The organism is Campylobacterota bacterium, assembly GCA_020633995.1.
Lineage (GTDB): Bacteria > Babelota > Babeliae > Babelales > RVW-14 > JACKCO01.
In genome coordinates this window covers 54223-75452 of record JACKCO010000006.1, presented here as the reverse complement: position 1 = coordinate 75452, position 21230 = coordinate 54223, and the positions used below count along the sequence as shown (strand labels likewise).

The window sequence follows — 21230 nt, the reverse complement described above, 5'->3', positions numbered from 1 at the left end:
TGCATCACTGTTGTGCTTGATCTCGTCACACTTGGTCAAGATTGTATTGCTGTTGTTGGTCACGTCTTGCACAACTTTTAAGATTGCGTTGCTGTTATGCTTACAGCATTCAGTAACATCGTCATCATCATCGTCGTCACAAACCCCAGAGACTCTGCCAAAATTCAACGATTTCACAAACTTATTATTTGAGTTTTGGGCAGAATCAACGAGCGGCTGAATATTATTTTTTCGAGGGAAGGTTAATGGATCATACCATAGCGTTGAACCATCAATGGTCAGAGAAGCATTCTGATCAAATGCTAAGAATCCATCTTTGGTAACAATGGTACTGCTACGCTCCACGTACATACCACCATTAGTAAAGGTATACGAATTTGCTAACTCCATTTCAACATTAGACAAGCAAAGCTGGCAGTCATCATCTTCAAAAACAAAGGCCCCTTTACCCAGCCCTTTGACTTTCAAGTCACTTAACACAAGTCGCGTACCAGCTTTAATCCAGATAGAGCCACTTTCGGTTAAATCTAGCACATTGCCGTTACCAATAATATGTGCTTCTTTTTCAGACCCCGCACCCTTAATAGTCCAGGTTCCCGCCAATGTCATTTTGGCATACAGCACAATATCAGTCGCATCTTCCCAAAAAATAGAGTGTGTTAATTTTTGATCACTTCCCCCAAAGGTAACGCGACGGTTGTTCAGATTAACCCTACCTGAACCAGAAATTGTTTTATCATCAGCTAGATGAAGATCACTATCAAGAATCACTCTGCCATTATTCAGCACAATATTACTGCCAAACTTTCCATTGACAGCAACCGTCAACTCACTCAGCTCATGGAGTAACGTTACTCCATTCATATTTGAAAAAATAGGCTGTCCTTCAAGCCTGTTACCACTGCGCAATACCGTAACAGATGGCATAAACTGCCCAGGATCAACCCGAACTTTTTCATCTTGGTTAAGTGTAATCTGTCCTCCACTATCACCGTCATAAGTACCCTTAATGAGCGCAGGAGTACCATTTTTTTCTAGGCAACCATTATCAAATACAATCGGCTGTCCCGTCACGCTCCCATCTTGAATAAGCGTTCCGTTCCAGCCAGTAATTTGCTGATTAACCAGAAACTTAGCATCCCCAACCGAAACGGTAGAATTTTTGTGGGAAAAATTGAAACCTGCAAACAGAGATGTGCTCCATAAAATAAGAAGCGAATATAGCACTCCCCACAACGACCTTTTCATCACACTCTCTCCTTTTTACACAAATAATTTTTAATACAAGCCACGTATTATTTTAATCTGACGTTATAATCCCATATAAATTTATAGTAGCATTCCCCAAGACTCTGACGTCAAGATCTGATTTAAAAACAACCGATTCAGCGCTATTTCTGGCCTCGCTGCTCACTGAGACGCTACCATCAAAGACGAGCATACCCCCACTCAGCTCAAGACCCGTATGCGTAGCATGAAGATTACATCCATTAAAAAACAACATTGCTGTTGAGTCGTCAAAGTACAACAAGTCTTTGCGCGCAACCCCAGGGTTGTAGCTCAACGTAACACTTCGATCAAACTTAACCACAGATGCTGAATTAATCGTGCTTGAACGCGAAGATGCATAAACAAACTTACTCGTTCCAGATATCAACACTTCATCCTCAAACGCCACCGCCCCGTGTGAAAAGGTATAATCTCGAGAAAGTGTTATTTGCGTATTTTTTAACACGATACCACCAGAATCATCCATACAAACAAGCTTACCTTGCCCAAAATTCGACAAGCATGCGTCTTCAATGGTCAGATTTGCTGATGGACGAACAAAAATTGACTTACCATCGTTAATTGATAGTTTCTTGCCATTGCCCACTATTTTACACGTGCCATCTATAAAAACATCTTCGATGAACCGAGCATCATCACACAGCACAAGTGTCAAATTATCAAAAAGAAACCCCTCCATTAAAAACTTGCTCACTACCACATTATCATTTTTACTACCGTGTGCTATACACTGTCCGTTTGGAGCCCACCGTACTGTGGTAACATCATTATTCGAGGCAACTTCATCAAGAAAAGTTAACACCTCGGAACCTGCATCAAAACTATACACCTTGACTTTTGAACTACTCCCAGCATCTAGGCCTGTTGCCAACAACGTGCCTGATGGATCAAAGTGTAAATCTTCAACCTCACGTGATTCACTTTCAGAAATTCTAAGTTCAAGTCTGCCCGCAGAATGATTATAAAAATACATCTTAACGCGCTCAGACCCGGTATCAGTTCCTACAGCTATGTACGAGCTTGTAGGTGACCATGAAACCGCTTCAACATCTGCATTCAAATCAACACTGACGGTCAATGTCAAACTAGCCCCGTCAAATTCATACAACAGTAACTCTGTTACTCCCGCATCTGTATCTCGCCGCGTTCCAACTGCAAAATAATCTCCCCATGGAGACCAAGACAACGCATCCATATTAACATGTCTGTTTGTTGCAAAATCAGCCGTTGCAACCTCTGTCAAAGTTCCAGAACCTGTCGAAAATGAATAAAGGCGTAACTCATCAGTTCCACTTGACAATCCAGTCAATACGTGGGCACCATCTGGAGTCCACCCGGTTGCATAAACACGGCGGCTGCCTAGCTCAACCGAATCTTGCAAAGTAAAAGTACCATTTGAAACATTGAGATAATACACACAAAACTCAGCACCCGAACCCGACTGGCGTCCAATTGCTAGGTAATGATCCGATGGATGCCAGCGAACACTAAGCACATCCTTACCCAAGTCCACCCCCTGGGTCTTTGTCAATGTTGATCCATCAAAATATAAAACCTGTAGTTCATCTAAACCGCCATTCCCATCGATACCAACAGCCAGGTATTGACTATCGTGTGACCAGTCGACTGAGAACACATCGTCCTGCATATCTTTAGACGTAATACTGATTAGCGAACCATTTTGAGAAACATTGGGTAAAACTATCTCACCTAGCTGTTTACCCAATGTCACAGCATAATCATTATTACCGTATATCCGACCAGGACTTTTTATTTTATATGTGTTAGAAAAAATAAGATCTTGCGTAAGGTATAACTTTCCACCGTTCAAATTCACATTTCCTGAGACAGGAAAAAAAGCATCAAACGAACAAGTTGTCATTTTATCTTGTAAGGTAAAACCATCTTCCATAGCAACAAAGCCAATCATTTTATTATCTGAATCGACTGCTGAAAACACCGTTTCTGACGCACGAGAAAAAACAGCGTTTGAGCCAACCACAAGTGCCTGACAGCTGCAAATAAACAACAACAAAAAATGCAGACAGAGAATAATTTTTCTTAGATAGCTATGATTATTCATAACGAACACGCCCAAATACATCTAGCAGCGCACCACCAAGCACGCGTATGTCTAAACTTGACTTTAACACCATGTCTTCAGAAAATGTACGCGACTCACTGCTGACCGTCACCTTATCATCAAAAATCACCATACCATCTTGCAAACATAAGCCAGTATGCGTTGAGTGAAGTGTACAACCATTCAGAACCAACATAGAGGAAGCATCCTCAAAATAAATAAGGTCTGCCCGAGCTCGTCGTGGATCATAACTAAACGTTGTATCTCGATCAAACAGCAACGTTGCTAATGAATAAACCGTGCTGGTACGCGCTGCAGAATAAGCAAACACTTGCGTGCCCGTAATTTCAACACCATCATGTATCGAAAAGGCTCCCTTAGAAAATGAATAATTATCAGAAAGCACCAGACGAGCATTTTTGAATCTAATGTCTCCATCGTCACTCATGCAGGCCAATTTATCGCGACCAAACTCATCTAAGATGATATCTTGAAACGTTACATATGCCCCCGGTCTGACAAACATCGTTGCCCCATTATTAACGGCAAGTTGCTTTCCATTACCCATAACGCAACATGTTCCGCTAAAGTACATATCACACCTAACACGAGCATCAGAATTAAGCATCAAAACCGTATCTTCAAAATAATAAACGCCTTTGCCCAGGCCAGCGACAACAACATCATCATTGTCTTTGCCCCATGCAGCATAATCGCCACTTCGTGACCATCGAATTGCTTCAATATCAGAAAGCGAAGCAAGCTCATTAATCTCTGAGAGTGTTTTGGCATCTTTATCAAAATAATATAACGAAACCTCAGAGCTGATACCTGAATCAATCCCAACAAGCAAATAGTTACCCGTCGGGTCCCAGTGAACCTCTTCAATTAACCGAGACTCTGAAACTGACTCTACTAACGTCAGTGTTTGCCCAACAGGATCATATTCATAAACTCGAACACGAGTTGAGCTACCATCAAGACCCACTGCTATGTACGACCCTGTTGGTGACCAATCAAGACTTTCAACCGACTCATCAATATTAACGTCAGCAGATAGCGTTAATGACGTTCCATTAAATGTATACACCAACAGCTCATCGGCTGAAACATCTTCCGTTGTTCCTACCGCCAAGTGACTCCCCCCTGGAGACCATGCAAGCCCTCCGGAATTAACACTTCTGCTCGGAGAAAGGTCAGTCGTTGAAAGATCGGTCAGGGCACCCGTTGTTTGATTAACAGAATACAAACGTAACTCATCAGTACCTGCCGAAGAACCTGCTACCAAATATGCACCCGATGGGTGCCACTCTGTATCGTACACCGACTGTGCACCAAAAGAGCGAGAATCTTTCTCGACAAGGGTTCCATTATGGATCTTTAATTCATACACAAAAAGCTCGTCACCTGAGCCACTTTGCGCACCAATCGCCACAAAATTTTTTGATGGGTGCCAACGAGTATTCCAAACAGTTTTTCCCATTTCTTTGCTTTGAGTTGGCGTTAACATTGAACCATCAAAATAATAAATCTTAAATTCAGGTCCCGAGCCTGTAGCATTAGCCCCAGCAGACACGTACTGGTCATCTTTGTTCCAATCAACAGAATGTACTTTTGAATCCATTGATTTGGTATCAATAACATTGAGCAAAAATGAAGAAGAAAGTGTAGGGATGAGAACCTCTTCTTGCTGTTTACCCAAAACAACTGCATGGTCATTTCCATGTATAAAACCCGGATTGCTGAGACCAAACGAGTTGGTAAAAACAAGATCTTGGAGCAGGTACAAATGCCCTCGGTTAAGCTTGACTGCACCCGAGACTGGCAAAAAATTGTCATATGTACATGTCGTAGCATTGTCTTCAAGCGAAAAACCTTGCTCAAAACGTGCAAACCCTTTTAACGTGTTGTTGCTGTCCGCCTGAGGAAAAATTGCAGTACCTTCTCGAGAAAAGGCACTGTCTGAACCTACCACCAGCGCCTGCACACACGATGTTGTAGAAATAATAAAAGCAGCCAGCACAATGAAAAGATTACGATCTAATAAAAGATATTTTTTATTCATTAAATCTCTTGGCCTATTCATACATTACCAACCCAAATAAATCTAATGTCGCTCCACCAAGCACGTTTATACTCAAGTCATTTTTTAGCACAATTGCCTCAGATAAAGCACGTCCCTGACTGCTAAAGGTAACCTTATCGTCGATAACAAGGCTCCCCCCTTCCAACTGCAATCCCGTCTTTGTTGCATGAACAGTACAACCATTCAGATACAACTGTGCTGTATCGCCATCAAAATATAACAAGTCAGAACGGGCAATATTCGGGTCGTAACTAAACGTTGTATTACGATCAATTTTACATGTTGTAAGCAGCTCAATAGTACTGGTTCGCTTTGTGGCATAGGTAAATGCTGATGTGCCGGTAAAGCAAACATCGCCACTGCACAAGAATGAGCCATGCGAGAATGTATAATCACTCGTTAAGGTAACAATAGAATCTTTAAACACAATGTCACAGTCGTCTGCCATACACACAAAGTTGCCCTGACTAAGACCATTCAACTCAACATCTTGCATGGTTATGTGCGCCCCCGGCCTGATAAAAAACTTGGCATCAGACCCTATGGTTAAACGCTTACCTTGCCCGTTGATTTTACAAGTTCCGCTCCAATAAACGTCGGTAATAAACTTTGTATCGGTGTTGAGCACCAGTTCTAAATCAAAAACAGTAAACACTATCTTTTTAAAGGATGAAACGATGACTTGATCTGCACCATTACCTCGAGCTATGTATGAATTTGTTTGGGAAAACCGCGCTGTATTAACATCTGAACTTGAAGCAACCGAGTTCAACAACGTCAATGTTCCGCTATTGCTATCAAAAGAATAAACACGCATTGCAGAACTTACCCCTGCATCAATTCCAACAAGTAGATACGTCCCCGTATCATCCCAATGCACAGAAGCAACACTACTTGTTTCTCCAACACGAGCCGCTTGTACCTCAACTACTTTTTCAGGGCCCAACTGGTGCTGGAAAATTCGAATATTTTCAGATGAAGAATCTAACGCGACTGCTATGTATGTTCCAGTTGGAGACCAGTCAACTGAATTAACATTATTGTTAAAATTAAAACTAGCCGTCAGCGTCATTGATGAACCATTAAAACTACAAACTAAAAGTTCTTCTCCATTACTCGAGGTGTTTTTTTCTGTCCCTATAGCAAAGTGGCTTCCGCCAGGAGACCAACTCAACGCATCTCGCCCAACCTGACGGTTTGGGTTAAGGTCAAACGGCGTAATGTCAGACAACAACCCTGTGTTTTGATCAAATGCATATAAACTGATTTCACCACTATTTTGATCAGTGCCCGCGGCTAAGTAATTTCCTGATGGATGCCAGGCCGTAGCACGCACCGGCTTGTTGCCAAAATCACGTGTGTCTGTTCCACCAAATAGTCCGTTAGAAACATTCAGCTTGTAAACAAAAAGCTCGTGATTTGAAACTCCATGACGCCCATAAGCCAAAAAGTGTTTCGATGGATGCCAACGCACAGTATTTCCATTGCGCTCTAAATCACGCGACTGCGTCAATGTTAACGACATCCCATCAAAATAGTAGATCTCTAGTTCGTGTGAACCCCCAGCATCTAAAGATATCGCTGCTACATATTGATCATCAAAAGACCAATCAACTGACTGGACGTCAGCATTCATTGTAGCTGTTGCTATTGTTTTGCTGGAAAAGGCGTTGGAAGCTACAGGAATAATTACCTCATCAAGCTGCTTACCTACAACTAGTGCAAAATTATTCCCATAAATTTGGCCAGGGTTACCTATCCCAAATGTGTTAGATAAAACTAAATCTTTCTGTAAAAATAATTTTCCTGCATTTAAATTGATGACCCCGGAAACTGGAAAAAAATTATCATACGTGCACGTCGTTGTATTGTCTTCCAGGGAAAATCCATTTACAAATGCGGCTACCCCAAGCAGTGTATTGTCCGAATCAGCAGCTGGAAACGTCGCATGACTTTCCCGCGATGGTGTTGTATTTGACCCCACAACCAGTGCCTGTATCTTGTGCAACCCTAATGGGAGAACCAACAAAAACACAAGGGGCCAAATAACACGGCCTCGATGCTGAAACTTCATTATTTTTATCCTAAGTCTATTTCAAAAACTCAATTGACCCTATAATTTCGGATCCATTTTTTCGCGATAATGACGCTGTTGGCTCAACTAAAAGTCTGCCCACACCCAGATTCAACGTTTGTTCTAGGGTCAAACGCGTATCATTGCTAAGCTTTAAGCCGGACAGAACATTAAGCATTTTCCAAGAGTCCGCATCGGTATTTTTATACACCAACTCTCCATTGGTAAGATTCAAATGAGCACCCACCATGATGGTGCACTTAAGATCATCTGCTAATAAATTATTACCAAATTCGATCTTGGCCTCTTGAGCTGTATGATCAACATCATGCAGGCGAGTCTCAACATTTAAGTTACTCTTCCCGTCAATGACAAAATTGCCTTTAGTCAGTTTCATTCCTGTAATGGTGGTGTGCAATGTTGCACCTTTCAAGTGAAGCGTTCCGCCATCGTCCAAATGCAGAAGGTCCTTGCGCGCTCTTGAAGGGTCATAACTAAACGTAAAATTGGACTCCAAACACATAACTGCATTTGCATGTACTGTTGACGTCATTTTGCTTTGATATGCAAAAACTGAACTCCCATACATGTCAAGCAAGCCATATACATCAAATGAACCTTTATCAAAGGTAAAATCTGCGTCTTGAATCCAGGCAACATTTTGAAACGTTACCTTTGAATTTTCTTGCGCGCAAACAATATTTTGACCACTTAGTCCTTTTATCACGACATCTTTAAGATGAAGTTGAGCACCTGCATCAACAAAAATTTTGCCAATCCCGCTCAATTCTAAAATATTGTTGTTACCTGCAATCACATTGGCACCAGCCGAAACAGTCCATGTATGCGCCAAGCTGACCTTGCCATGCATAACAATGGTCAAATCATCCTCAAATGACAATGGCGTATCCCACGTCATTTCCTTGGTGCCAAGCACAATCTTGCGCCCATTACCAATAACGTGCCCTGGCCCCGTAAGCTTTTTACCATCAACAAAGCCAAGATTTTCTTCCAGATAAATGGTTCCCCCATTCATCTCTATATCTCTAGAGAGTTTACGAACAATTGCACAGGTCACCGAAGAGCTTGAGTCAAATAACTCCATGTTTGAGTTAAGCTCAACACTCCCTTCAACCCGATTATTATTACCACTGACACGTAGTAACTGAAGTGTATTCCCCTTGATGCCACGAAACGTCTTGTTCCCGTTAAGCGTAATTCGGTTTGTAGACCCTGGCGTCAAATTGCCCGAAATATCAAGCGAATTAGCACCCTCTTCAAAAAGTCCCGCATTAAACTCAATATCCTGACCGTCAATCATTGAGCCTGATTCTTTAATAACCTTACCCGTACAATTTTGAATTTTTTTAACCAATTCAAGGCTTGCACCATCATCAACTTTTATTGTTGACGACTTACTTTTAAAGGTAATTGTTGCATGCAACGGTTGAAGTGCAACTAACGATAAGCAGCACAACGACAATGATAAATATTTCATTACGCTCTTCCTCATCAAACTACCTTAACCTAAGTTTTTGTATGACCAATGGCCCGTTGTCAGCTCAAGTCCAGATTCAGGGAAAATGGTTATGTCAAAATCGTTGTTTCCATCAACGCCATCCCCAAATGTAATACCTTCATTCTTGTATAATGCATCACTTGCCAGATAACACTGACCTTTAACATTCATCTGCCCCTTGGTCAGTTGAACCCCGGTTCTTGTTGACGCTAGTGTTGCGCCCTTAAGAGTTAGCAAGCCAGTTTCATCTTCAAAAGCGAGTAGATTGCGTGCAGCAGAAGACGGTCCATAATAGAATGTCACACCATCACGAAGCAGCAGCTCAGAGCGAGTCTTTATGGTGCTAACCTGATCTGTTTGATAATTAAATGTTGTTCCCTTACCTTGAATTGCAAGTTGATCTACAACATTGAAGTGTCCAAGTGTAAAGCTATAACTTGCATCCTGCTCCCACGTTACAGAATCAAATACCATCTCGCCGGCATTATTCAGGCAATACAGGCGCCCATTTGAAAGTCCTTTCAAATTAACATCCTTAAATGTTAATGAAGAACCTCGCTCCACAGCGATTTGACCAAGTGAGCTGAGTACAACTGAGTTATTTGACCCTAAGCTAATAATTCTGCAACTACCGCTAAATGTCCACTTGGCGGTAAGCTTTAAATTTGAACGCAAAATAATGAGTGCATCGTCACAATCCCAATACAAAGTACTTGTAGAAACAAGATCGCTTCCACCAATATTAATATATTTGTCTTGCATATTGATGGTACCGTTTCCAACAAACATATTGCCTTCGCCAAATAGTGCTCCGCGATCAACTGCAACATGACTGCCATTAAGTTGAATATTATTCAAAATACCACCGCCAGTTCCCAGAGAAACCGTTGCATTAGAGTCAAACAACACAACAGGCCCTACAATACCGCCAAACCCTGCAATCGCATTTCCACTGTTCATAACCAGGGTCGCAAGCGGAATAGCGCCCACTCGAACAACGAGACTATCGTTACCACTCAAAAGTGTCGTCACGGTATCATATCGAGATCCGACGACATCATACTCTATACTCGGAAATGCAAATGTAGCATTATTATACGAAATTGATTTACCAGCTTCAGCGGTCAGCGTCCACGGACTTGTTAAACTTGATTCAATCGTCACATTTGAAAATGCAAGATTTTGTTTTGTATATAACGTGAGGTTTGGCATTGCATAAAGTTTTGCTCCACGAGCAAGTGACATAAGCCCGTTAGGTTTTGTTATATCATACGTCATGTGTCCACGAGGGAAGTTAACAACTGCACTTGGCCCCAATAAAACACAGGTATCGTTAGCGGCGGTACCATCGCCCAAAATCAGACCATCGGTTGTGCTTGTCGAGTCTATATCAACCCATACCGTTTTATCAGCAATCGCAGTACCACGTGTCAACTGCATTCCAAGACCCGTAACGGTTAACCAACATCCATCTAGATGCCACACCGAAGTATTATCCTCACAATAAAGGGGCTCACGGTAAGCATATTTTTTGCCCATCTCAACAAACATTTGTTCACCAATTCTCAGCTCCGAGTTGCGAGCAATGGTACTTGTCATACCACTCTGGTAAAAGAATGTCGACGATCCCATGAAATCAACTTCATTTTGAAACCTAAAAGAACCGTTGGTGAAGGTAAAGCTGTCTGACTGTATAAGCTTTACATTATCTAAAACAATTTTTCCTGAATCATCCATACAACGAATGCTGTAATCTTTTAGGCCAGCAATAATCGTATTGCGGATTGTTAGCGTCGCTCCTGGTCGGACAACCAAACTACCTGAGTCTTTAAGATCAAGGATACAACCATGTCCATCAACAACGGCCTCCCCTCCAAAACTTAACTCTGAAGCAAGCGCTATGTTTGAGTTAAATATAAGTCCACCACCGGTACCACTCCATAAAATAGTACTCGTCCACGTTTCATCTTCTAGATTCAAATGTGCACAATAATTGCCAAGAGTGACTGAGCCAGATCCGGTTAACATAATATCTTTTTCTAAACGCAAGTCTTTACCAAGCGTTACACCACCACCATTGAGGGCAATATTACCAAGAAAATATCCGTCAAGCCCTAACGTTAACGCCGCCTCATGGTTTGAAAAATTTATAACGCCAGAAACATTTCCCGCTCCTCTGATTTCGTTTCCGGTTGCTCTAACAACGGATGGTATGGGATACGAACCTTTTTGAAGCACAATAGAACCATTGCCATTCAAATGATAAGCAACTGACCCGAGCGTTGCAGTAATGACATAATCAACAGCTGGATGATTTACGGTCACATTTTCGTAGTAAAACAGTTTACCCGCTGCAGCCTGGGTAACCAGCCCAAATGAATCAACACCAATCGTAATATTTCTCAGCTTAATATCTTGATTGGTGTAAAAGGCTGTTCCTAACCCTCGACACATAAATTTCTTGTCAGTGTTTCCCGAAAAGAAGTTTTGCGCATCAACCGTGTCATTAATAAAATGACCGTTAAGCATCGTAACAACACCGCCAGGACGAACCTCAAAGCGTAAATCGTTTGATGCATTGCCATCACCAATAAAAAGGCCATGCTGTGAATGTGTCGACTGAATATCAAGCGTTACTTCACCATCAATAACACAGTGACCACGCGTTAACTGCATACCAGATGGCGTAAAATGTACGGTACAATCTTGTAAATCCCAAATTGACGTCTCATCTTCAAAATACAAGGGCTCACGGGACAGGTAACTACTTTTTCTGCCGATAGTTATTTCAGCCAAATCTAAAAGATGAAATATTGAATCTGTAGCGATTGTACTCGTGTGCGCCGAATCATACGTAAATACATACGGCCCAACCAACGAAACATCATCTACAAACTTAAGCGCTCCTGCACTAAATGTGTAATTACCACTTTGCACCCAGCGCATGTTGTCAAGCTCAATTTGACCGCTTTCGGTCAGACATCGAACATTATTATTTTTTAGGCCGTGCAATTCAAGATTGCGAAATGTTAATTTCGAGTTGTCTTCAACCAGAATGTAGCCATCACTGCCTAGAGATACGCTGTTCCAGCGACCATCGATAAGGCAATCGCCACGAAACTTGACAGTTCCTGTGATTTTTAAATCATTATTAAGAAAAACTTTAGCCCGCGTAAACTCAGAGTACCCAACCAAGCTGGTCATACTTGCTGAAAATTCAACTAAATAATCATTACCAAAGAAGACACCGTTATTTATCAACCGTGCGGGATTTTTAAAAATCAAGTCATCATTAAGAACAAGTCGTCCGCCATTCAAGCGAACATCGCCAGAAACTGCATATGTTGATTTGAAGGTACATGTTGTTGCATTGTCCTCGAGCTTGAACCCATTTTTGAACAGTCCAAAAGTCAAAATTTCATTATCGTTATCTATTGCCGGAAACGTAAAGTTTGCCTCGACCGAAACCGCCGAGTCTGAGCCTTTGTTTACCGGGCTACACAAATGAAATGACAAAACAAATACAAGACTAATGCACGAAAGTGCTTTACCTACTACTCTCACGTTTGATCATCCTTTTTAAAAAATCAAACTTTAAAAATTATAAACTAAACATCCTTTCAACCAGGAATATAGGAACGGCTCACAAGAGTCAAGCTTTAGATTTTTTTAAAAAAAGAATGACCTAAAAAGATAATCAAAAAAAAGCATTACACGATATTTTGAACTTGCTCGCGTGCCTTTTCTAGTTCAACTTTTATATCAACACAGCGTGAAGAAATTTCATATTGCGAACATTTTGCCATCATGGTGTTTGTCTCCCGCAGCAACTCCTGCAAAATGAAATCTATACGCTTCCCTTTTTCGTTTTTTTCAGACAACAAAAAACTTTTAAGTTCAGTCAAGTGGCTTTTGAACCGCACAATTTCCTCATGAATGTCAATTTTGTTCAGCATAGAAAAGAGATCGTCCCGTTGAACACGCGCTTGCTCATCACCGTCCAAATCCTGCCCAGCAAGTTGCTTCGCTTTTTCTTTTTGTCCTGACATAAACTTTAAAAAGTGACCATTGATTTGATCAATCTTGCTGCTACATGTTACCATGATTTTTTCAAAATCATCTTGCAAACGCCTTCCCTCTGCCAAGCGCACAGTCAACAAATGCTCAGCCACTTGTGTAATGCTCTGCAAAATTTGAGTCTCGTCCTTCTCACTCAAATTCTTTTTTTGTTCAATAAAGACGCCTGGAAGCCTAACCAAATCAGCCATATTAATGGTAGGCGAAACCTGGGTATGCTGTGCTATCTTGTCAATTGCTTGAATATAACCTTTAGCGGTATTCAAACTTGGCACAATATTTTCAAAAATGGATGAGTCCCCCTCCACCCGAACTGATAAATAAACACGCCCCCGCAAAAGCTTGTCTTGCAAAAGGCGAATAACTTTTACCTCTAGATGATTAAAAATAGATGGCCACTTACACACGGCTTCAAAGTAGCGGGTATTAAACGATTTCAAATCAATGGACAGAACCAGTGTACCAAATTCTTCAAGCTCAAGTGTTACACTTTGAGAACAAAAACCAGTCATACTAACAAGCACAACAACTCCCAGTTAATTAATCTTCTGCAATGTTTGCATACACATTTTGTACATCATCTAGATCGTCAAGCGCATCTAGGAATTTATATACCGAGTCTTCTTTGTCAGAATCAATTTCGGTTGTATTTTTTGCAACCCACTCAATCGCTGCATCCTCAATGGTCAGGCCCAAATCTTCAACAGCTTTTCTCACCTTTGCAAGCTCGGCAACTGCACAAGTAACACTCACCAAGTCCTCTGACGATGAAACATCATCAATGTCATAATCAAGCAACGCTTCAAGCAGCTCATCTTCAGACATTGAGCCTTGAGCTTTAACAACACCCTTGCGCTCAAACATCCATGCAACCGCACCAGACTCTGCAAGTGTTCCACCTAGTTTTGAAAAAATATGGCGCAAATCTGAAATAGTACGATTTTTATTGTCGCTGAGTGTATCGACCATAACAGCAACACCATGTGGCGCATATCCTTCATACGTTGATGCAACATAAGCAGCACCATCACCAAGCTCTCCGGTACCTTTTTTAATGGCTCGAGTAACGTTTTCTTGGCCCATATTGGAGGACTTTGCTTTTTCAAGGGCAAGCCGTAAACGAGCATTTCCAGCTGGATCTCCCCCTCCTTCACGGGCAGCAGCAGTAATTTCACGAATCAGCTTGGTAAATACTTTACCCTTTTTTGCATCTTCTTTTGCTTTTTTATGTTTGATTTTTGACCACTTATTATGACCTGCCATTGCAGACTCCTGAACACATAACAACTGTACGACTGACTCGACTTATACGTTTCACTGTAACGTGATTCAGGCATTTTGTCGACCAAAAATCAAAAACAAGAACCCTGCTCCTCAGCCTCTTCGTTCAAAAGTCGCTTACGCAAATAGAATATTTTTTTGGGATTAACCTGGCGCCCACGCGGCGTTTTCTGCAATAATCCCATGCGTATTAAGAATGGCTCACAAACATCTTCAATTGTATCCTTATCCTCGCCGGTCATAGCCGCAAGTGTTTCAACCCCTACGGGACCCCCATCAAAGTCCTTGAGCATGTGTACAAGAAGACGCCGATCAAGGTTAGTAAGACCGTCCTGGTCAATGCCAAAAAATTCTAGTGCTTTTTGCACCAGGTCCAAATCAGCAACAGCACGCTTATTAACTTGCACAAAATCGCGAACCCGGCGAACCAACCGCTTAACAATACGTGGCGTCCCACGTGCTCGCTGCCCAATACATAATGCTGCATCATCTTCTATAGCCAAATTAAGAAACTGTGCATTTTGTTTAACAATTTCGCTCAGCTCCTCAGGAGAATAAAAATCAAGCCGTTCTACAATGCCAAATCGTGTTTGTAGCGGACCAGAAATAAGTGACGTTTTTGTTGTTGCGCCAATCAATGTAAACGGGGCAAGTGGCAATCTAATCGATTTCGCCCCCGCACCCTGACCAATGATAACGTCAACACAAAAATTTTCCATCGCCGAATACAAAATCTCTTCAACATTTTTAGGAAGTCGATGAATTTCGTCGATAAATAAGATTTGTCCCTTTTCAACACTTGAAAGTATTGCAACCAAGTCACCAGATCGTTCAAGTATTGGCGCACTTGTAATTTTCATTTCCACACCCAGCTCTTGTGCCATAACGCGAGCCAATGTTGTTTTGCCTAATCCTGGTGGACCAAAAAGCAATAAATGATCGAGTGGTTCTTCACGTAATTTTGCAGCCTGTACATAAACATTTAGCTTTTCTTTAATCTCTTTCTGTCCAAGATATTCGTCAAATTTGCTTGGTTGAAAATGCAAAGAGTTATCCTCGGCACTTTCTTGCAAATTCAAAAGTTCAAATGGCGACTGCATGTTCATGTTTACTCCAGGCAAAAAGCTCTTTTATCATTTCCAATATTTTTTAGTGTATCACAAAGCCCGTTGGCACGTATGTAAAATAAAAAAAACCTAAAATATTGATTTAGAAAAATGAAACTTCATAGACTAACAGATGATTAAACTTTGAGTTCTTGTTTCCCCTTTTCAAAAAAAGGATCTCTGTTATGAAAAAGAAATTATACTTCCTATATGCGCTCGTGATGGCCATATTCTTCTGTCCACAACTTTCCAACGGTTCAGCCGAACAAGTCTCAGAACAAATAACCGAGATGATGAAGGGGCACGGTTACGGTTTTATCACGCGCGTTATCAACAATTCTGATGAACCCGCAGACATTCGTATTGTCGATAAAAAAATACACGATGCTCTTCCAAGCGATACGCAAATTCGCATTAAATCTCTTGACCCAAAGCTTGGGCCTGATGGCGCATATTTTGTTCTGCAACAAGATAAAAACAACCCATTCTGGCACTTTGAAACAACCAAAAGTAGAGAAAAAGCGACAGTTTTTACTGTCTATCGCTACATCGCGCCAAACCTTGACGATTGGATTGGTTTGAGTACACCAAAAGCCAAAGGCAACATGATTAACTTTAATGAAAAAACAAAAAAAGTTGACTTCGATGGCGAGACAAAAAACTTCAAACTCGCTGAAAGCACTGCCATGCAATGGAAAATTGCAGGGACTGACATTAATAACTGCATGCTTCAACACAATCTGACAGGCGGGGTGCTCAAACCAGTCACTGCTGAAGAAAATATTAACGAGGGTAAGGGACAAACAATTATTCACCGCGAAAAAGATGTCTGGGGAATTTATTCTGCAGAAACCAGACCGAAAAATAAAATGGAGCGACTCCTTGCTGACCTAATGCAAGAGCGACTTAAATATGACGACCATTTTTCACTGCGGTCACTCAAAACTAACTTATTTGTTACCACCCTCACTCCCAATCGGTGGCAGGGAACACATTGGGATCTTACTCCTCGCCTTGCAAAGCTTGACCGCTCCGGGCTGTTCAAATTACATAACGACAACCCTCAAACATTTGATAGCATGCGCGGCAAACAGGCAAACTACATGGACGGGATTTGTTTTGTTTACGACTACAACCCAAGCAATGTTATAGTGTACGGCTCACATGATGGTGGAGCTCGCTACTACATCTGGCCAATGAAATACTTTCCTGAGGTAACACCGAATAATCCATGGTTGACACACAGATTCTACCCTGAGGATGGCCAGGATAGCGAGGAGCCAATGTTTTTTGGCGACACAGTAACGGTCAAAACAACAGGCGCAGGTACCTATTGGTTTGATCCAGGAAGCGGACAACGTCTTACCTTCAGCCACGAACACGGTGACGACGTTAAATTCAAGTTACTAGACAAAGACGGTAAGGGCAAAGGGCCAGAATTGATAAAACTCATTATGGAATTACTGGATACCAAGCAGCTCTTACACAAGCTCTTAAAAAAGAAAATGAGCGAAAATATAGACGATGATATAAAAGAAAAGCTTAGCATGAAGCGTAAGCTTTTAATTAAATTTGCAATGGATCATGTAAGAGATTTCGATACCGACGAACTGCCAAGCGGCCTGATATACGTCAAAAAAGATGAAGAATCCAACTGGAAGGCCATGGGTGCAAGAAAGAATCTCTTTTCAATGATTTCTATTCATGGCCTACGAACGGGTGATCCCAAAAAAATGAACGTCTGGGGTGTAAAAGATAAAAACCTTTATCACCTTCTGGATGAAGAAAAAGATGAGTGGAAAGAAATTCAAGTCAACGAAACCATTGAATGGCTTTCATCTGGTGCTGACCAATCACTTTGGTACATTGCAGACGGAGAACTGCATCGACGTAAAAAAGATGGCAACTTCGAACCATTTATCGATCCAACAACACAAGTGGTTGATGAAGAAAAAATTGGTTGGAAAAAAGTAAGTATCCAATCTGATAATGAAGTCTGGGGTATCAAAACCGATGGACACATTTATAACCTTAAAAATATGGCCCTTCCAGAAAAGAAACCATTCCCTCACGGAGAAAAAGCACTCGACGTCTCAATTTCAGAAGATAAAAGTGTCTGGGCAGTCAATACAAAGAACCAAGTTTATCGCTATGTTGAAAAAGACGACAAGTGGGAACAGATCACCGGTCCTAAAGTGAATCAAATTACAGCGCGCAGCAAAGATGAAGCCTGGGGGCTAGATGTTGAAGGGCACGCCCATAAATACGTTAGAGGCCAATGGAGCCAAGAGTCCAAAGCTAAGTTCTCCTTCCTTGCAATTGCCAGTGGTATTAGTGAAGAGTTCATCCCAGATAAGCCCGTCATGAAAGTTGTCAAATCAATTGGCGTTCAAGATAAAGATGGCAAACCATATGATCCAAGCCCTGATGCTAAAGTCCAACTTGAAATAGCAAAACTTGGTATGGGTGGTGCCATTGCTCCCGGCCGCGCAACGGAACGACTTGACCGCGTACCATTTGCTAAAAATCCTGTTATCAGCGGTTTTGCAACAACCAAGTTTGAAGATGTCAGCGAAAGTAGTTTAATCGAACTTAAGGGCTTACAAGCTGAACAAAAAGATTCAGGTGCTGCTTGGATTGAGCGCGCTTTAAGTGAACAAAACCGTGGTACTATTAGCTTTCTTGCACGCGCGGGCGATGACGGCGGTATTAGTATTGTCTTCGGCCAAGACATCTCGACAAACTTTACTTGGAAAATTGTTATTGGTGGCTGGCAAAACACAACATCACAAATTATCCGTCGCCACTTTGAGGGCAATGAGCCTCGAGATGAAACACTTTATGAAGTAACACAAGAACAGAACCCATTGGCACAAGCAGTGCCCGGACAATTTGTCCCATACTGGGCATCGGTTGACAACGGGCTCATCATGGTTGGTGTTGGACTGCCGGGTGAAAATATTATCATGGCAGTGCGAGACGAAACACCTGCATACAATATTAAATTTGCTGGTATTGGTTGTCATAAGCGTCCTGTTGAGTTCACCGAACTTCAAACACATAACCCTGTTGTTGTACAAGAACCAATAAGACTCTTTAAAGAAATAACCGACTCGTTTGACGCTCCGGCCGGCAACATTAACATTTTAGAACACCCATTTAGAACTAAGGGACGAGGATCTATCGGTTTTGAAGTTCAAGGCAAAGAAAAGGTTGCTCTCTTTTTAGGGGAAGCCAAAGACAACACGAAAGAACACTACTTAATCGTCTTTGGCGACACCAATGCAAAGGGTAAGCAGGGAATCTCAATCAGAAAGTATGTTCCTCTCATTGAAGATTATGTGCTCCGTGCGTTCGTAAACCAAGAAACACACCCTTCCATTGCACTATCAGGAAGTGGTACTAATAGCTTTTGGGTTAGCTATCAAAGCGCACAGCTTGTTCTTGGACAAGGTGAAATTGGCGACAACACATTCTTCGTCTACAATGATCTAAACCCATACGATGAAATACACACTATTGGTTTTGGCTCACTCGGTCAGGCAGGCGCAACAATTAATAATCTGACAATTGCACCGCCAACAGAAATCGAAGTTGAAGTACCAGAAACCGTCTACAAAACGCTGATGCGTGGCTCAACATTCTTCAGAGGCGGAGTCAGCATCAAGACACCATTTGAATACCGTGGAGCTCAAGAAAAGGAAAGTCTCAAGTTCACTGACCTAATCGCAGACCATGACTATTTTCCAAGCTCTACACCGGTGCCCGGTCAATACTATGACTTCATTTTTGAAATCAAACCAGATGGTTCCCCGCACCTTGCTCTTGCTAAAACTCCAGAAAACCCACTGTTTGAATCTATTCAAAAAAGCATCATCAGAAAACGTGCTGAGGCTGAGCGAGCACAACAGGAAGGAGCTATCACTGCTGCCAGAGGAGCTTCTACACGTGAGATTGCTGAGCTTGAAGCACATAAAATAGCGCAGGAAGGTGAGGTCGCACTGAAAAAAGCAATGGCTAAAGGTGATATACAACGTCAGATGGGACAAGCAATGCAAGCTGTATCAAGCGGTGGTACCATGGGTGCTGGTATGATGGCTGGTATGACACTACCAAGCTTGCTGCTCTCCGCGGCATCATACAGCGCTGCAATGGCAATTGGTGCGGGTTCGATTGGCCTAATGAAAAATGCAGCACAGAAAGACCTTGAAGGTGTCCAAGCACAAGGTCAAAAAACAATTGAAAGTGCTAGAATGCTTCAGGAAGCTGCCAAAATAGAGGCCAAGGCAAAAGAGAAACAGCTAGCGCTTGAAAACAAGGCTAAAGAACTTCAATATGAGGCCAACCTACTTGAAGGTAATCTTGGATTTGCAATGAATAAAGCTGATCAATACGCTTATGCAAGCGATGTACCTCGACCACAACCCGGCACAATCAGCGTTCCAGACCGAGCCAAGATGAATGAGCAATATGCACTCTCAAAGCTTGAAGAAGTTGGAGAGCTCTCATTTCAAAGTAAAGACAATCTTGAACGCATCATTACACTCCTGCAAGGCGTTGTTAACCTTACTTCTCACGCAACTGTTATGGACAAAGAATATACACGTAGAACACTTTATGACTTCATGGAAAATCTCTACTCATCGTACCGAAACCTCTATGGCATGCCAAGTCAACGTCAAGATCTGACTATGTACAACCGCATGCTCAACCTGTTCATCACCGCATACAACAATGAGTACATAGCAAACATTAACAATCCACAAGAGGCACAGATTAAGGGAACCTGGTACTCCTATATCAACCAACTCGGTAGAGCCTTTTTGACGGCTCTCAAATTTGCTGGCTTACGTATTCCTCCGTGCTATGGTGAGTACATTTGGCTACCAATTGAACTAGAAGAAGATGGACAAGGATCAATTACCTTTGAGGTACGTGCAACCAACGACGTCTTTATCGGTTTTGGTCAAGAGGCTTTCAGAACAAGAAACACCAACAAAGAAATTTACGAGTTAGTCATTGGTGGATGGAAAAACTCACGCACCGTCATTCGTATCGACAGTCTTGGCAAATCAGTCAAAGAATTCCATCGCGAACAAAACCCTGACGCTATGCTCAAGCCGATGGAATACGAAAAATATACGGTTAGTCTGAACAACGGCGTCATCACACTCTTTAAGGAAAACAAAAAAGTACTCGAGTGGGAAGATCCATATCCAACTGAACGTATTCGCTACATCGGCTTAAGTTCATGGGATTCACCGGTAGAATTTCGTAATATTGAAGTTGGAAAACCAACAAGCAAGTCAACGTCAAAACCGGCTATGAAAGCAAAAGAACCAGCTAAGACTGAAAAAAAACGCCAAGTCAGACGCCGTAGAAAAACACAAAAAAGTGCGGCTACCATAAGCGCCTAAAAAACTTTAAACCTTGAGCTAGCAACCCTTTTCTTTATTTGTAGTTATGGTAAAATGGGGAAAAGTGAGCAGGGTTGCTAGCTCAATTGGTAGAGCAACAGACTCTTAATCTGCAGGTTCAGGGTTCGAGTCCCTGGCGACCCACCATTATCGATCTTTTAGATATTTAGAGCTAAATTATGTTGCAAGGGTGGCGAAATTGGTAGACGCACTGGCCTTAGGAGCCAGCCCTCGAAAGAGGATGGGGGTTCAAGTCCCCCCTCTTGCACCAAATACCTGCTAACTTGTTTCTTTTTA

At 41.9% G+C, this 21230-nt stretch carries 10 protein-coding genes and 2 tRNA genes; 3 read left to right on the top strand and 9 right to left on the bottom strand.

The genetic code is table 11. The annotated features are described in order from the left end of the window. The 9 genes from H6679_06060 to ruvB form a co-directional block, all read right to left on the bottom strand. A partial coding sequence (locus H6679_06060) for a hypothetical protein (protein MCB9493807.1) occupies positions 1–1251 on the bottom strand: 1251 nt, incomplete at its 3' end. Positions 1252–1300: 49 nt separating this feature from the next. Further along, positions 1301–3373: a WD40 repeat domain-containing protein gene (locus tag H6679_06055; GenBank protein ID MCB9493806.1), complete on the bottom strand. Its 2073-nt coding sequence runs from the start codon at positions 3371–3373 to the stop codon at positions 1301–1303. Next, positions 3366–5438, bottom strand: a complete 2073-nt coding sequence (locus H6679_06050) for a WD40 repeat domain-containing protein (GenBank protein MCB9493805.1) — start codon at positions 5436–5438, stop codon at positions 3366–3368. Before H6679_06050 ends, H6679_06055 begins: the two co-directional genes overlap by 8 nt. A 13-nt stretch (positions 5439–5451) precedes the next feature. Next, positions 5452–7533, bottom strand: a complete 2082-nt coding sequence (locus H6679_06045) for a WD40 repeat domain-containing protein (protein MCB9493804.1) — start codon at positions 7531–7533, stop codon at positions 5452–5454. A 16-nt stretch (positions 7534–7549) separates the two neighbouring features. After that, a complete protein-coding gene (locus tag H6679_06040) occupies positions 7550–9031 on the bottom strand; it encodes a hypothetical protein (protein MCB9493803.1) in 1482 nt (493 codons plus the stop codon). Positions 9032–9055: 24 nt separating this feature from the next. Next, positions 9056–12616 carry a hypothetical protein gene (locus H6679_06035; GenBank protein ID MCB9493802.1) on the bottom strand — a complete coding sequence of 1187 codons (3561 nt, stop codon included), beginning with the start codon at positions 12614–12616 and terminating at the stop codon, positions 9056–9058. A gap of 146 nt (positions 12617–12762) precedes the next feature. Continuing rightward, entirely contained in the window at positions 12763–13653 is an 891-nt protein-coding gene (locus tag H6679_06030) for a YicC family protein (protein ID MCB9493801.1), read from the bottom strand. A gap of 16 nt (positions 13654–13669) precedes the next feature. Then, complete coding sequence (locus tag H6679_06025; protein ID MCB9493800.1) at positions 13670–14392, bottom strand: YebC/PmpR family DNA-binding transcriptional regulator; 723 nt, start codon at positions 14390–14392, stop codon at positions 13670–13672. An 89-nt stretch (positions 14393–14481) separates the two neighbouring features. Further along, positions 14482–15510: a Holliday junction branch migration DNA helicase RuvB gene (ruvB, locus tag H6679_06020; GenBank protein MCB9493799.1), complete on the bottom strand. Its 1029-nt coding sequence runs from the start codon at positions 15508–15510 to the stop codon at positions 14482–14484. Positions 15511–15701: 191 nt separating this feature from the next. Here ruvB and H6679_06015 point away from each other — a divergent pair, with 191 nt between their 5' ends. The 3 genes from H6679_06015 (at position 15702) to H6679_06005 (ending at position 21204) form a co-directional block, all read left to right on the top strand. Next, on the top strand, positions 15702–20933 hold the full coding sequence (locus H6679_06015; GenBank protein MCB9493798.1) for a hypothetical protein: 5232 nt from the start codon (positions 15702–15704) through the stop codon (positions 20931–20933). 71 nt (positions 20934–21004) lie between these two features. Then, a tRNA-Lys gene (locus H6679_06010) sits at positions 21005–21080 on the top strand. Positions 21081–21117: 37 nt separating this feature from the next. Further along, positions 21118–21204, top strand: a tRNA-Leu gene (locus H6679_06005). Positions 21205–21230: the final 26 nt, after the last annotated feature.